We start from the raw sequence: 13,851 nt of genomic DNA on the forward strand, positions 1-13,851 counted from the left end.
CGGTAGAAAGCAAAACCCCCGGCCTGGGCCGGGGGTTCTGGTATCACTCGTCGAGGAAGGAGCGCAGATGCTCGCTTCGCGTCGGGTGGCGCAACTTGCGCAGCGCCTTGGCTTCGATCTGACGGATCCGCTCACGGGTCACGTCAAACTGCTTACCGACTTCCTCAAGGGTGTGGTCGGTATTCATGTCGATGCCGAAACGCATGCGCAGTACCTTGGCTTCACGGGCAGTGAGGCCGGACAGTACGTCGCGAGTCGCTTCTTTCAAGCTCTCAACAGTGGCGACATCGATTGGCGACTGCATGGTCGAGTCTTCGATGAAGTCACCCAGATGGGAGTCTTCGTCATCACCAATCGGCGTTTCCATGGAGATCGGCTCTTTGGCGATCTTCAGTACCTTGCGGATTTTATCCTCAGGCATTTCCATGCGTTCGCCCAGCTCTTCCGGGGTCGGTTCGCGACCCATTTCCTGCAACATCTGCCGGGAAATGCGGTTGAGCTTGTTGATGGTCTCGATCATGTGCACCGGAATACGGATGGTGCGGGCCTGGTCGGCGATCGAGCGAGTGATCGCCTGACGGATCCACCAGGTGGCATAAGTCGAGAACTTGTAGCCGCGACGGTATTCGAACTTGTCCACCGCCTTCATCAAACCGATGTTGCCTTCCTGGATCAGATCAAGGAATTGCAGGCCACGGTTGGTGTACTTCTTGGCGATGGAGATCACCAGACGCAAGTTCGCTTCCACCATCTCTTTTTTCGCGCGGCGGGCCTTGGCCTCACCGATCGACATGCGACGGTTGATGTCTTTGATTTCTGCAATCGTCAGGCCGGTTTCGGTCTCAAGCGCGGTCAGCTTCTGCTGGCAACGGATGATATCGGGCTGCAGGCGACCGATGGCTTCGGCGTATTTCGCCTTGCCCTTGGCCAGTGCGTCGCTCCAGCTTTCGTCAACTTCGTTGCCCGGGAACTGGCGCAGGAAATCGGTACGCGGCATGCGCGCATCACGCACACAGAGCTGCATGATCGCACGCTCTTGGGCACGCAGACGCTCAAGGGCGCTGCGAACACGCTCAACCAGGCCTTCGAATTGCTTGGGCACCAGCTTGATCGGCATGAACAGCTCAGCCAGGGCCACCAGCTCGGCAATCGCCTGCTTGTTGCCACGACCGTGCTTCTTCAGGGCCTTGCGGGTGATTTCCATTTGATCGGAAACCGCACCGAAGCGCTGGGCCGCGATGACCGGGTCTGGACCGCTTTCGGCTTCTTCTTCGTCGTCGCTGCTTTCAGCTTCGTCGTCGTCGGAGTCGTCGTCCGCTTTTGCGGCTTTCGCATCAACAGGCGGCGGTACTTCGGCGGCAGGCGGCGCAATGCCGTCGTCCGGGTCGATATAACCGCTCAGGACGTCAGACAGGCGGCCACCTTCGGTGGTGACGCGAGTGTACTCGGAGAGAATGTGGTCAACCGTGCCAGGGAAGTGCGCAATGGCGCCCATCACTTCACGGATGCCCTCTTCGATACGCTTGGCGATTTCGATCTCGCCTTCGCGTGTCAGCAGCTCGACGGTACCCATTTCGCGCATATACATGCGCACAGGGTCTGTCGTGCGGCCGATATCGGTCTCCACCGCAGCCAACGCGGCGGCAGCTTCTTCAGCGGCGGCTTCGTCGGTATCGGCGTCGGCCAGCATAAGGGAATCCTTATCTGGCGCAGTTTCGAATACGTTGATCCCCATGTCGTTAATCATGCGGATGATGTCTTCCACCTGCTCAGGATCTGAAATATCCTCAGGCAGGTGGTCGTTGACCTCCGCGTAAGTCAGGTAACCCTGCTCACGACCAAGAAGTATCAACTCTTTGATACGAGACTGCTGTTGCGCTTTTCCGGACATAACACCCTATCCACTGAAGGTCTTGGCGGGCAAAAAACAAGCCGAGGATTATACCCGAGCTATGACCTCACACGCCAGCTGAGGTCGGGTTTGATGCGTAAACATTCTGTTTTAAGAGGTCGCGCATCTGTTTTGCTATCTGAATTTGCTCTTCAGCCGATAATCCCGGCTGCCTTGCTCTCTTGATAAGTTCGTCGAGGGTCTGAGTGTGTTGACCCGCGGATAACCTATTAATGGTGTCTAAAAACTGTTGTTCAAGGTTGTCGCCGTCAATTAGCCACTCCTTTTCCGCCAGTGCCCGCAATAAACGGCCCTGTTCCGTGCCATGCCAGCGAGCCATCAACTGGATTGAGTTTAGCTTAGGGTTTTTCTGCACGGCTTCGATCAGTGCAATAAGCACCTGAGCATAGGTATTGCTCTCGTTGGCAAAGTGGTCGGCACTTTCAACCTTGCCGGCCAATTGCGGGTGGTGAATCAGTGTGCGCAGTGCAATCAGTGTGGGGGCTTCCACTGCTACGGGCGTGCGTGGCGCGTAGGCTTCATCGCGATCACCGCGTTTGCCGTTTTTGCTCCAAGGCTTTTTGTCCCACTTCTTGCCGCCGGCGCCGGGTTTCTTCGGCGTCCATTCCTGCTGGGGCGCGAAGGCCTCCTGAGGTTGGTGGAAGTCGGCATAGTCCGGCATGGCGTCGTAATCCATCCCAGGGTCGTAGGCTGGCGGCGCCTCTTGCGGGGCGCTGTGCACCAGCTGGCTTACGGCTTCACCGCTCAAACCGGTGATCTCCAGCAGGCGCTGGCGCATCAGTGTGCGCAAATTGGCGCCGGGGACTTTGTCGATCAGCGGCGCCGCAAGGGTGGCCATATGGGCCTTGCCCTCCAGGGAGCGCGGGTCGGCTTCTTCGGTCAGTTGCTGGAAAAAATAATCCGCCAGCGGCTGTGCATGTTGATTGATGCGTGCACGGAACGCATCGGTACCTTCAGAGCGCACCAGCGTGTCCGGGTCTTCGCCTTCGGGCAGGAACAGGAAGCGTGCGCGACGCCCATCCTGCAGACTCGACAGCGTGGCTTCGAGCGCGCGCCAGGCGGCGTTGCGGCCAGCCTGGTCGCCGTCGAAGCAAAACAGCACGCTGGGCACGACACGGAACAGGCGCTTCAGATGTTCTTCGCTGGTGGCGGTGCCGAGGGTCGCGACCGCGTTGCGCAGGCCTTGTTGGGCCAGGGCGATCACGTCCATATAACCCTCAACCACGATGATTTCGTCGAGGTTGCGGTTGTTCTTGCGCGCTTCGAACAGGCCGTAGAGTTCCTGGCCTTTGTGAAACACCGGGGTCTCCGGGGAGTTCAGGTACTTGGGTTTGTCATCACCAAGCACGCGGCCGCCAAAGGCGATGATGCGGCCACGGCTGTCGCGGATCGGGAACATCACGCGGTCGCGGAAGCGGTCATAGCGCTTGCCGGTCTCGGCGTTTTCCACCAGCAGGCCGGCGTCGATCATGGCCTTTTGCTGGAGGGTGTCGTTGCTAAGGTGTTTATACAGATTGTCCCAGCCCGGCGGAGCGAAGCCGAGACCGAAGTCCCGAGCGATTTCGCCGGTGAGGCCGCGGCCTTTGAGGTAGTCGACAGCGGCCTTGCGCTGCGGATGGCTCTTGAGTGCCTGGCGGTAAAAGTCGGCGGCAGCGGTAAGCAGCGGGTACAGCGGCGAATCGGTGGGTTGCCGGGGTTTGTGCGGGCGGCCACTTTCTTCGCGGGGCACTTCCATTCCTGCGGCTTTAGCCAAGTCCTCGACAGCCTGGGGGAAGTCCAGGTTGTCGTGGTCCATCAGGAAACCCAGGGCATTCCCGCCCGCCCCGCAACCGAAGCAGTAATAGAACTGCTTGTCGGGGCTGACGCTGAAGGATGGGGTTTTTTCTTTATGGAACGGGCAGCAGGCGGTGTAGTTTTTGCCGGCTTTTTTCAGCTGTACGCGTGAGCTGACAACATCGACGATGTCGGTGCGGTTCAGAAGGTCGTCAATAAAGCTCTGGGGAATCAGCCCGGCCATGGCGTTCTCGTCATCACTGCGTGTAAATGAGGACCCGTGAGGTGTTCAAGCGCACGTATAGGGGGCTCGATCATCATCGTCTGCATGGGGCATCAGGAAGTGTATCTGCCGAATATTCACTGAGGGTAGTTTCTGATCAGTCTTCGGCATGGAAATGTTGCTCGGGCGTCCGGTCTTGGCCAATGGCAGCCTCGGAAACGCATCGATGGGCACAGCCGACACGGTTGATCGTCTGTTTGAAGAATAGGTGTGCTCGTCAGTAGCCTTGTTAGGCTCGTCAGAAGAGACGTGCACCGCTGGCAAAAGAGCCAGCCCTGACGTGTGAAGCAGTGTCTCGGTCGCGTGTGCGGCGTCGACGGTGAAGCATCAAGCGATATCCGCAAATGCCAACAGCCCGGCTGAGGGCCGGGCTTGGCAGAAGCTTGCTACGAACGTCTGTGTATTAGTACAGACGAACGGCGCGGCGCTGTTCGCGCTGAACTTTCTTAGCGTGACGCTTAACAGCGGCTGCTGCTTTGCGCTTACGCTCAGAAGTTGGCTTCTCATAAAATTCGCGGCTACGAACTTCAGCCAGAACACCGGCTTTTTCGCAGGAGCGCTTGAAACGACGCAGAGCTACGTCGAAGGGTTCGTTCTCTTTTACTTTGACGGCTGGCATCCAGAGCTACCTTCTTTCATTACCGGGAATCAACGTTCTCGTCGCAAAAAATTCGCGGCTGAGGTCGTCGGTTTTTAAGGGTTGCGGATGTTAACCCCTCATTGCCCGGAATGCAAAGCCTCTGATCGAAAACCGCTAGTCGGGAGGGGGAGTGGCGACTATTATGCGCGCCTTCGAATTCAGCCTCTACAAGGCGCAAACCCATGCTAGTACTGGGACTTGAAACCTCCTGCGACGAAACCGGAGTCGCACTATACGACAGTGAACGCGGGCTTTTGGCCGATGCACTGTTCAGTCAGATCGACCTGCATCGCGCCTATGGCGGCGTGGTGCCGGAGCTTGCCAGCCGCGATCACGTCAAGCGCATGCTGCCATTGATCCGCCAGGTGCTGGATGAGGCCGGTTGTGTGGCAACCGAGATCGATGCCATTGCCTATACGGCAGGGCCCGGATTGGTCGGAGCCCTGCTGGTTGGGGCCTCTTGCGCCCAGGCGCTGGCGTTTGCCTGGGGTATTCCTGCTCTTGGTGTGCACCATATGGAAGGCCACTTATTGGCGCCCATGCTGGAAAAAACACCGCCGGAGTTCCCGTTCGTCGCTTTGTTGGTTTCGGGCGGGCATACGCAGCTGGTTCAGGTGGATGGGATCGGTCAATACACACTGTTGGGCGAGTCGCTGGACGATGCCGCCGGTGAAGCGTTCGACAAAACCGCGAAGATGATGGGGCTTAATTATCCGGGGGGGCCGGAAATCGCCCGCCTTGCCGAAAACGGCGTTGCCGGTCGCTACACCTTCCCGCGCCCGATGTGTGATCGTCCTGGCTTGATGTTCAGTTTCAGCGGTTTGAAAACCTCTGCCTTGAACACCTGGCAGCAGAGCGTCAGCGCCGGGGACGACGGCCAGCAAGCCCGTTGCGACATCGCGCTGGCGTTCCAGCAGGCTGTGGTGGAGACTTTGACCATCAAGTGCAAGCGCGCCCTGAAACAGGCGGGCATGAAGCGGCTGGTGATCGCAGGCGGCGTCAGCGCCAACAAGGCGTTGCGCAGTTCCCTGGAAAAAATGCTCGGCGACATGAATGGCAACGTGTTTTACGCACGCCCTGAGTTCTGCACTGACAACGGCGCGATGATTGCCTACGCCGGTTGCCAGCGCTTGCAGGCCGGGCAGCACGAAAGTCTGGCGATCAGCGTGCAGGCGCGCTGGCCGATGGAGCAATTGCCGCCGTTGTAAGGTTCAAGGGCACCGGGTCCAGGCGGGGTATTTAAAAATGCCGTTCGCGCCCGGCAAACAGGTCGCGTAGATTGCCGCGGTGGCGCCAGACGATCAGCAGTGTCAGCACGCTCATCGGTAGCAGCGCTTCTGGTTCCTGCCAGGCCAGCAGCGGCAGGGTCAGCGGCGTGGCAATCAGCGCGGCCAGCGAGCTGGTGCGGGTCAGGTAGAACGTCAGCAGCCAGGCGAGCATGGCCAGTAACGCCGCAGGGGGGTAAATGCCCAGCAGCATGCCGGCCGCCGTGGCGACGCCCTTGCCGCCGCGAAAGCGGAAGTACAACGGGAACAGGTGGCCCAGGACGGCACACAGGCCCACCCAGGCTTGCTGTTGCAAGCTAAGGCCGACGAGGCTGGCGATGAGCACGGGCAGCAGGCCCTTGCAGACGTCGCCCAGCAAGGTCAGGACGGCGAGTTTCTTGCCGGCCAGGCGCAACATATTGGTGGCGCCGGCATTGCCTGAGCCACTCATTCGCGGATCGGGATTTCCCGTCAAGCGGCTGAGCAAAATGGCGAAGGACAGCGAGCCGAGCAGGTAGGCGAAAATCGCCAGTGACCAAAACATGCTAACTATTCCGGGCGAGGACGCCCTGATTCTAACGGGGCATCGCGCCCTTGTCGTGCTGCGGAGAAAAGTGCTTGGACAGAGTGTTTATCGAAGGCCTGGAAGTCGACACCGTGATCGGGGCTTACGACTGGGAGCGCGGAATCCGGCAATGCCTGCGCCTGGACCTGAGCTTCGCCTGGGATAATCGCCCAGCTGCGGCAGGTGACGACCTGACCCTGGCACTGGATTACGCCAGGGTGTCTGCGCGTATCCAGGCCTTTGCCGAGCATTCCCAGTACCAACTGGTGGAAACCTTTGCCGAGCGTCTGGCCGAAGTGCTGATGAGTGAGTTCCAGATTCCCTGGCTGCACCTCAAGTTGACCAAGCCCGGCGCGGTACCGGCTGCCAAGGGCGTGGGCGTGGAGATCGAGCGCGGATGTCGTTGACTCAGGTTTACCTCGGGCTTGGCAGCAATATCGACCGCGAGGCTCGTCTATGCGCCGGCTTGGATGCGTTGGCGGGCTTCTTGACGGATATGCGCTGTTCGGCGGTGTTCGAAAGCCAGCCGGTGGGGATCAAAAGTGGGCCGTTTTTCAATCTGGTGGTGTCGGCTTATACCGACCTGCCGTTGATGGAACTCGATCGCCGGTTGAAATCCATCGAGGCCGACAACGGCCGCTACGCGCCCGACCGCAAAGGCCTGCCGCTGGATATCGATGTGTTGTTGTATGGCGATTGGGTGGGCAATTTCGATGGCTTGATCTTGCCGCGAGCCGAAATTCTGAAAAACGCCTTTGTGTTGTGGCCGCTGTCGATGATGGCGCCGGAGCGTCTGCACCCGGAGGCGGGCAAGACAATGGCCGAGTTGTGGCGAGACGCGCAAATTGATCAGGTATTGGCGCCTGTGGCGTTCGAGTGGCAGGGTCAGCCACTCACGCCACAAGCTCTTTTGTAGGAGCCGAGCGTGCTCGCGAAAAACCTGAGGGCGCTGCGTCATCGTTGAGGTTCTTCGCGAGCAAGCTCGCTCCTACAAGGGCTTTTGCTGTTCTTTGTAGGCTTTAAGCGCCTTGAGCCGTTCGCGCTTGAGCGCCTCGCCCAGTTCGGGGCCTTTGAAACCCTTTTCTAGCAGCGGCGCGACCGGCACTTCGCGTGCCACCTTTGCCGCTCCGCGCAAATAATCGGCCTGTGGATAACTGCGTTGCTCAAAACCCTCGCGGCCACGAGCGTCCATTTCGCAGGCCGCCACGAACTCTTCAAAGCGTTGCGGCCGACGGTACACGTCGAAGCTTTGCAGCAACTCCAGCAACGTCGAGGCCTTGAGTTCAAGCGCGCGATGCCCGTGAGTATGATATTGCCCCACCAGCAACGCCAACTCCTGGCAATCCCTGGGCACCTTGAAACGCTCGTTCACCGCTTTGATCAGCTTCAGGCCGCGTTGCTCGTGGGCAATATGCTGAGGCAACTTATCCACAGGCGTCAGGCCTTTGCCCAGGTCGTGCAGCAGGCAAGCCCAGCGCACGCTCAGCGGTTGCTTGTGCAGGGCTGCTTGCTGCAGCACGCTCAAGGTATGCACGCCGGTGTCTATTTCCGGGTGGTGAGCTGCGGGCTGCGGCACCCCGAACAGCGCATCCACCTCCGGCATCAAGGTATTCAGTGCGTCGCAGTCACGCAGTACTTGGATAAATACCTGGGGTTGATCTTCCATCAGCGCCCGTGAGATTTCCTTCCAACTGCGCTCGGGGGTAAGGGCCTCCAACTCGCCGGACTCACTGAGTTGGTGCATTAATTCGAGGGTCTCAGGGGCGACTGTGAAGCCGAGAGGCGCATAGCGCGCGGCGAAACGCGCAACGCGTAGTACGCGGAGGGGATCTTCGGCGAACGCGGGAGAAACATGCCGTAAAAGACGCGCTTCAAGATCACGTTGTCCCTGATAAGGATCAGTCAGGTTACCCTCGTCATCCTCCGCCATGGCATTGATGGTCAGGTCACGCCGGATCAGGTCTTCTTCCAGCGTAACGTCGGGGCTCGCATGGAATATAAAGCCACCGTAACCCCGGCCATTCTTGCGTTCGGTGCGAGCGAGGGCGTATTCGTCACCGTTTTTCGGATCGAGAAACACCGGAAAATCGGCGCCCACCGGTTTATAACCCTTGGCGAGCATCTCTTCAGCCGTCGCGCCAACGACGACGCGGTCTATATCGGTGACCTCGATGCCCAGAAGGCGATCACGCACGGCGCCGCCGACTTTGTAGATTTTCATGAAAAAGCCTCCATTAGCGGCACAGGATAACGCCTGAGCCTGGCCAATGGAGGCTTTGCTGTTTCAGAGATGCACGACGGCCATGTCCAGGCGGCCATAGTCGTTGTCGTTATGATCGCTGCGCGGTGGTACATGGTGGGTCTTCATCACTTGGTCGCCCTGCAGGGTTTCCAAATGAATATCAAAACCCCAGAGCCGATGCAGGTGCTTGAGCACTTCCTCAGTGGATTCGCCCAAGGGTTTGCGGTCGTGTTGCTGGTGACGCAGGGTCAGCGAACGGTCGCCACGCACATCAATGCTGTAGATCTGAACGTTAGGCTCGCGGTTACCCAGGTTGTATTGCGCGGCCAGGGTTTCGCGAATGATGCGGTAGCCGGGTTCGTCGTGGATGGCAGGCACCACCAGGTCATCCTTGAGGTCGTCGTCCAGGATGCTGAACAACTTAAGGTCGCGGATCACCTTGGGCGACAGGTACTGCAGGATAAAACTCTCATCCTTGAAGCTGCTCATGGCGAACTTGATGGTCGATAGCCAGTCGCTGCCGGCGATTTCCGGGAACCAGCGGCGGTCTTCCTCCGTGGGGTGCTCGCACATGCGGCGGATATCGCGGTACATGGCAAAACCCAGTGCATAGGGGTTGATGCCGTTGTAGTACGGGCTGTCGAAGCCTGGCTGGAAGACCACGCTCGTATGGGACGTGAGGAACTCCATCATGAAGCCGTCAGTGACCAGGCCTTCGTCGTACAGGTCGTTCATCAGGGTGTAATGCCAGAAGGTTGCCCAGCCTTCGTTCATTACTTGGGTTTGGCGCTGGGGATAAAAATATTGCGCGATCTTGCGCACGATGCGCACGATTTCGCGCTGCCAGGGCTCCAGCAGCGGTGCGTGCTTTTCGAGGAAATACAGGATGTTTTCCTGCGGTTCGGCGGGGAAGCGGGCATTGTCCTTGTCGCTGTTCTTGTCGGCGCGCTTGGGGATGGTGCGCCACAGGTCGTTGATCTGTTTCTGCAGGTGCTCCTCGCGCTCCTTCTGGCGCAGGCGTTCCTCTTCGGCGGAAATAGGATAGGGACGCTTATAGCGATCGACCCCATAATTCATCAGCGCGTGGCAGGAGTCCAACAGGTCTTCCACCGCATCGATACCGTGGCGCTCCTCGCACTGCATGATGTATTGCTTGGCGAACACCAGGTAATCAATGATCGAACTGGCATCGGTCCAGGTGCGAAACAGGTAGTTGCCCTTGAAGAAACTGTTATGCCCATAGCAGGCATGGGCCACTACCAGCGCCTGCATGCAGATGGTGTTTTCTTCCATCAGGTACGCGATGCACGGGTCGGAGTTGATCACGATCTCGTAGGCCAGGCCCATCTGGCCGCGTGTGTAGGACTTCTCGGTACTGAGAAAGTGTTTCCCGTAGGACCAATGGTGATAGCCCAGGGGCATGCCCACCGAGGCATAGGCATCCATCATCTGTTCAGCGGTGATGACTTCTATCTGATTGGGATAGGTGTCCAAGGCATAACCCGCCGCGATACGGCTGATTTCCCGGTCATAGGCCTGGATCAGTTCGAAGGTCCACTCGGAACCGGTGGAAATGGGTTGGCGCTTGTTCTCTTTTTTGGCGGTCATGTCACTAACCTGCGCTGGAAGAGTTCACGGAAGACCGGGTAGATATCGCCGGCCGAGACCAGTTGCTGCTGGGCGAACGTGTCGGCAAAGGCTTCGCCGATGCGCTCGTATTCGAACCACAGGGCCTGGTGCTCACGGGGGGTGATTTCGACGTAAGTGTAGTACTGCACGAACGGCATGATCTGGTTGATCAAAATGTCCCGGCAGATCGGCGAGTCGTCGTTCCAGTTGTCGCCGTCAGAGGCTTGGGCGGCGTAGATGTTCCACTCGTTGGCGGGGTAGCGCTCGGCCATGATCTCCTGCATCAGCTTCAGTGCGCTGGAAACAATGGTGCCGCCAGTTTCCCGCGAGTAGAAAAACTCCTCTTCGTCCACCTCTCGCGCGCTGGTGTGATGGCGGATGAACACTACGTCAATCTTGTCGTAGTTCCGTTTCAGGAACAGGTACAGCAGGATAAAGAAGCGCTTGGCGATGTCCTTGGTGGCCTGGGTCATGGAGCCGGAAACGTCCATCAGGCAGAACATCACCGCCTTGGAGCTGGGGTTGGGTTGCTTGACCAGCAGGTTGTATTTCAAGTCAAAGGTATCGAGGAACGGCACGCGGTGGATGCGCGCGCTGAGTTTTTCGATTTCCGCCTCGATTTCCTGGATATCGCCGAAGTTATCCGGTTCTTCGCGCTTCAAGCGTGCCAACTCTTCCTTGGCCTGCTTGAGTTTGGCGCGGCTACTGCCGGAGAGGGCGATACGCCGTGCGTGGGCTGAACGCAGGGTGCGGATGATGTTGATGCGCGACGGGTTGCCCTCGTTGCTGATCCCTGCACGTACGGTCTTGAAGGTATCGGTGCCGGTCAGGTTGCGTTTGACGAGGTTGGGCAGTTCGAGGTCTTCGAACATGAATTCGAGGAATTCTTCCTGAGTGATCTGGAATACGAATTCATCCATGCCTTCGCCAGAGTTGCCGGCTTTGCCCGGGCCTTTGCCGCCGCCACCGCCTTGTGGGCGCTGGATATGTTCGCCAGTGGTGAATTCCTTGTTACCCGGGTGCACCACGGTCTGTTTGCCGCCGCGGCCATGGTGAAGTACCGGTTCGTCGATGTCCCGTCCGGGAATGCTGATTTGTTCGCCATGCTCCATGTCGGTGATGGAACGGCGGCTGACGGCCTCTTCTACCGCCTTTTTGATGTGGTCACGGTAACGCCGCAGGAAACGCTGGCGGTTTACCGTGCTCTTGTTCTTGCCATTGAGGCGTCGGTCGATCACATAGCTCATGGGGAGCCCTCCGGGCAGCTTCACGTTACAAGCTTCAAGCCGCGGGCTGGAAGCTTAGAGACAAGCGGTCGACTGCCAGGCCGGATGCCTGGCAGTGCGCGCTTGCCGCTGCCTTACTGCGATTTGCGAACCCGCAGGTACCACTCGGAGAGCAGTCGTACCTGTTTGTCGGTGTAGCCTCGCTCGACCATGCGTGTGACGAAGTCGTTGTGTTTTTGCTGATCCTCCTTGCTGGCCTTGGCGTTGAAGCTGATGACGGGCAGCAGGTCCTCGGTGTTGGAGAACATTTTCTTCTCGATGACCACCCGCAGCTTCTCGTAGCTGAGCCAAGTGGGGTTCTTGCCGTTGTTGTTGGCACGGGCGCGCAGTACGAAATTGACGATTTCGTTGCGGAAGTCCTTCGGATTGCTGATGCCGGCGGGTTTCTCGATTTTTTCCAATTCTTCGTTGAGGGCCACGCGATTGAGGATTTCGCCGGTTTCCGGGTCGCGGTATTCCTGATCCTGGATCCAGAAATCGGCGTACAGGACGTAGCGGTCGAAAATGTTCTGGCCGTATTCGCTGTAGGACTCCAGGTAAGCGGTCTGGATTTCCTTGCCGATGAACTCGATGTAGCGCGGCGCCAGGTATTCCTTGAGGAAGCGCAGGTAGCGCTCACGAGTTTCGGCCTGGAATTGCTCCTGTTCAATCTGTTGTTCCAGCACATAGAGCAAGTGCACCGGGTTGGCGGCAATCTCGTGGGGATCGAAGTTGAAGACCTTGGACAAGATCTTGAACGCAAAGCGCGTCGACAGACCGTTCATGCCCTCGTCCACACCGGCTGTATCACGGTATTCCTGGATCGACTTAGCCTTGGGATCGGTGTCCTTGAGGTTTTCGCCGTCGTAGACGCGCATCTTCGAATAGATATTGGAGTTCTCCGGCTCCTTGAGGCGCGACAGTACGGTGAACTGGGCAAGCATTTTCAGGGTGTCGGGGGCGCAATGGGCCTTGGCCAGGGAGCTGTTGAACAGCAGTTTGTCGTAAATCTTGATTTCGTCACTGACCCGCAGGCAGTACGGCACCTTGACGATATAGATCCGGTCGATGAAGGCTTCGTTGTTCTTGTTATTGCGGAAGGTATGCCATTCCGATTCGTTGGAGTGAGCCAGCAAGATCCCGGTAAATGGAATCGCCCCCAGGCCTTCGGTACTGTTGTAGTTACCTTCCTGGGTAGCGGTGAGCAGTGGGTGCAGCACCTTGATCGGTGCCTTGAACATCTCCACGAACTCCATCAGGCCCTGGTTGGCCCGGCACAATGCGCCCGAATAGCTGTAGGCATCGGCATCGTTCTGCGGAAACTCTTCCAGTTTTCGGATATCGACCTTGCCCACCAGTGCCGAAATGTCCTGATTGTTTTCATCGCCGGGTTCGGTCTTGGCCACGCCGATCTGGTTGAGGATCGACGGGTAGAGTTTCACCACCCGGAACTGGCTGATGTCACCGCCGAACTCGGCCAGGCGCTTGGTGGCCCAGGGCGACATGATGGTGTTGAGGTAGCGCCGCGGGATACCGAAGTCTTCCTCGAGGATCGCGCCATCTTCCGTGGCGTTGAACAGGCCCAAGGGGGACTCGAAGACGGGCGAGCCCTTGATCGCATAGAAGGGCACCTTCTCGATCAATTGCTTGAGCTTTTCCGCCAGGGACGATTTGCCGCCGCCGACCGGGCCGAGCAAATAGAGGATCTGCTTCTTCTCTTCCAGGCCTTGGGCGGCATGGCGGAAGTAGGAAACGATCTGGTCGATGCATTCTTCCATCCCATGGAAGTCTTCAAAGGCCGGATAGCGGCGGATCACCTTGTTGGAAAATATCCGCGACAGGCGCGAATTATTGGCGGTTTCCACCAGTTCTGGCTCGCCAATCGCCAATAGCAAGCGTTCGGCGGCAGAAGCGTAGGTGCTGCGGTCCTGTTTGCACAGCTCGAGATACTCCTGAAGCGTGAGTTCTTCCTGCTGTGTGGACGCGAAGCGTTGTTGGAAGTGGCTAAAGATACTCATGACGTCGTCACCTCGCTCGATACGTGGAGCCGACGCCGGATCAATCAGTCGATGCTGGCAGTCATTGACGCACGCCAATGGCTGTTTTCCCCCCAGAACACCCTGAAACGCTACCGATGACCCGTACGCCGGTGTACCGGCTCTCCCCTGATTCGGATGGCCTGCGCTTAAGGATAGTTCGGAATCCGGGAGGTCAAGGCGCGATGCGCAATTAGTTTAGCCGCGCCGTTCGTCAGAAACGGCGCAAGCCCAAGCGTCA

Annotated in this window: 11 protein-coding genes; 3 read left to right on the forward strand and 8 right to left on the reverse strand. The window is 58.5% G+C overall.

The window, feature by feature from the left end:
• Nucleotides 1-43: 43 nt before the first annotated feature.
• From rpoD to rpsU, 3 genes are all read right to left on the reverse strand, one after another.
• Complete coding sequence (gene rpoD / locus BMH52_RS18330) at nt 44-1,891, reverse strand: RNA polymerase sigma factor RpoD (protein WP_020302171.1); 1,848 nt, start codon at nt 1,889-1,891, stop codon at nt 44-46.
• Between the two features lie 67 nt (nt 1,892-1,958).
• Nucleotides 1,959-3,929, reverse strand: a complete 1,971-nt coding sequence (gene dnaG, locus BMH52_RS18335; RefSeq protein ID WP_038451740.1) for a DNA primase — start codon at nt 3,927-3,929, stop codon at nt 1,959-1,961.
• Between the two features lie 442 nt (nt 3,930-4,371).
• The gene (rpsU, locus tag BMH52_RS18340) at nt 4,372-4,587 is read right to left on the reverse strand and encodes a 30S ribosomal protein S21 (RefSeq protein ID WP_002551877.1); all 216 of its coding nucleotides are present in this window, start codon (nt 4,585-4,587) and stop codon (nt 4,372-4,374) included.
• Nucleotides 4,588-4,790: 203 nt separating this feature from the next.
• Here rpsU and tsaD point away from each other — a divergent pair, with 203 nt between their 5' ends.
• The gene (tsaD, locus tag BMH52_RS18345) at nt 4,791-5,816 is read left to right on the forward strand and encodes a tRNA (adenosine(37)-N6)-threonylcarbamoyltransferase complex transferase subunit TsaD (protein WP_003194748.1); all 1,026 of its coding nucleotides are present in this window, start codon (nt 4,791-4,793) and stop codon (nt 5,814-5,816) included.
• A 31-nt stretch (nt 5,817-5,847) separates the two neighbouring features.
• Here the strand turns inward: tsaD and plsY are convergent, their stop codons facing one another.
• Nucleotides 5,848-6,417 (reverse strand): glycerol-3-phosphate 1-O-acyltransferase PlsY, encoded by a 570-nt coding sequence (gene plsY, locus BMH52_RS18350; RefSeq protein ID WP_014720187.1) that lies wholly within the window; start codon nt 6,415-6,417, stop codon nt 5,848-5,850.
• A 74-nt stretch (nt 6,418-6,491) separates the two neighbouring features.
• Here plsY and folB point away from each other — a divergent pair, with 74 nt between their 5' ends.
• Nucleotides 6,492-6,845: a dihydroneopterin aldolase gene (gene folB / locus BMH52_RS18355; protein WP_014720186.1), complete on the forward strand. Its 354-nt coding sequence runs from the start codon at nt 6,492-6,494 to the stop codon at nt 6,843-6,845.
• Nucleotides 6,836-7,354, forward strand: coding sequence for a 2-amino-4-hydroxy-6-hydroxymethyldihydropteridine diphosphokinase (folK, locus tag BMH52_RS18360; RefSeq protein WP_014720185.1), 519 nt, complete (start codon nt 6,836-6,838; stop codon nt 7,352-7,354). The genes folB and folK overlap by 10 nt, the downstream gene beginning before the upstream one ends.
• Nucleotides 7,355-7,426: 72 nt before the next feature.
• Here folK and BMH52_RS18365 read toward each other — a convergent pair whose 3' ends face one another.
• From BMH52_RS18365 to BMH52_RS18380, 4 genes are all read right to left on the reverse strand, one after another.
• Nucleotides 7,427-8,659, reverse strand: coding sequence for a multifunctional CCA addition/repair protein (locus BMH52_RS18365; RefSeq protein WP_073844593.1), 1,233 nt, complete (start codon nt 8,657-8,659; stop codon nt 7,427-7,429).
• A gap of 63 nt (nt 8,660-8,722) precedes the next feature.
• Nucleotides 8,723-10,288 (reverse strand): SpoVR family protein, encoded by a 1,566-nt coding sequence (locus BMH52_RS18370; protein ID WP_073844595.1) that lies wholly within the window; start codon nt 10,286-10,288, stop codon nt 8,723-8,725.
• The gene (locus BMH52_RS18375) at nt 10,285-11,556 is read right to left on the reverse strand and encodes a YeaH/YhbH family protein (RefSeq protein WP_003194735.1); all 1,272 of its coding nucleotides are present in this window, start codon (nt 11,554-11,556) and stop codon (nt 10,285-10,287) included. The genes BMH52_RS18370 and BMH52_RS18375 overlap by 4 nt, the downstream gene beginning before the upstream one ends.
• A 113-nt stretch (nt 11,557-11,669) precedes the next feature.
• Nucleotides 11,670-13,592, reverse strand: a complete 1,923-nt coding sequence (locus BMH52_RS18380; protein WP_003194732.1) for a PrkA family serine protein kinase — start codon at nt 13,590-13,592, stop codon at nt 11,670-11,672.
• Between the last annotated feature and the right edge of the window lie 259 nt (nt 13,593-13,851).

It is taken from the genome of Pseudomonas sp. BTN1 (assembly GCF_001907715.1).
Lineage (GTDB): Bacteria > Pseudomonadota > Gammaproteobacteria > Pseudomonadales > Pseudomonadaceae > Aquipseudomonas > Aquipseudomonas paracarnis.

Coding starts and splice junctions, on each gene's coding strand:
- dnaG (WP_038451740.1), bottom strand. CDS start 3,929: ATGGCCGGGCTGATTCCCCAGAGCTTTATTGACGACCTTCTGAACCGC.
- rpsU (WP_002551877.1), bottom strand. CDS start 4,587: ATGCCAGCCGTCAAAGTAAAAGAGAACGAACCCTTCGACGTAGCTCTG.
- BMH52_RS18370 (WP_073844595.1), bottom strand. CDS start 10,288: ATGACCGCCAAAAAAGAGAACAAGCGCCAACCCATTTCCACCGGTTCC.
- plsY (WP_014720187.1), bottom strand. CDS start 6,417: ATGTTTTGGTCACTGGCGATTTTCGCCTACCTGCTCGGCTCGCTGTCC.
- folK (WP_014720185.1), top strand. CDS start 6,836: ATGTCGTTGACTCAGGTTTACCTCGGGCTTGGCAGCAATATCGACCGC.
- rpoD (WP_020302171.1), bottom strand. CDS start 1,891: ATGTCCGGAAAAGCGCAACAGCAGTCTCGTATCAAAGAGTTGATACTT.
- tsaD (WP_003194748.1), top strand. CDS start 4,791: ATGCTAGTACTGGGACTTGAAACCTCCTGCGACGAAACCGGAGTCGCA.
- BMH52_RS18365 (WP_073844593.1), bottom strand. CDS start 8,659: ATGAAAATCTACAAAGTCGGCGGCGCCGTGCGTGATCGCCTTCTGGGC.
- BMH52_RS18380 (WP_003194732.1), bottom strand. CDS start 13,592: ATGAGTATCTTTAGCCACTTCCAACAACGCTTCGCGTCCACACAGCAG.
- BMH52_RS18375 (WP_003194735.1), bottom strand. CDS start 11,556: ATGAGCTATGTGATCGACCGACGCCTCAATGGCAAGAACAAGAGCACG.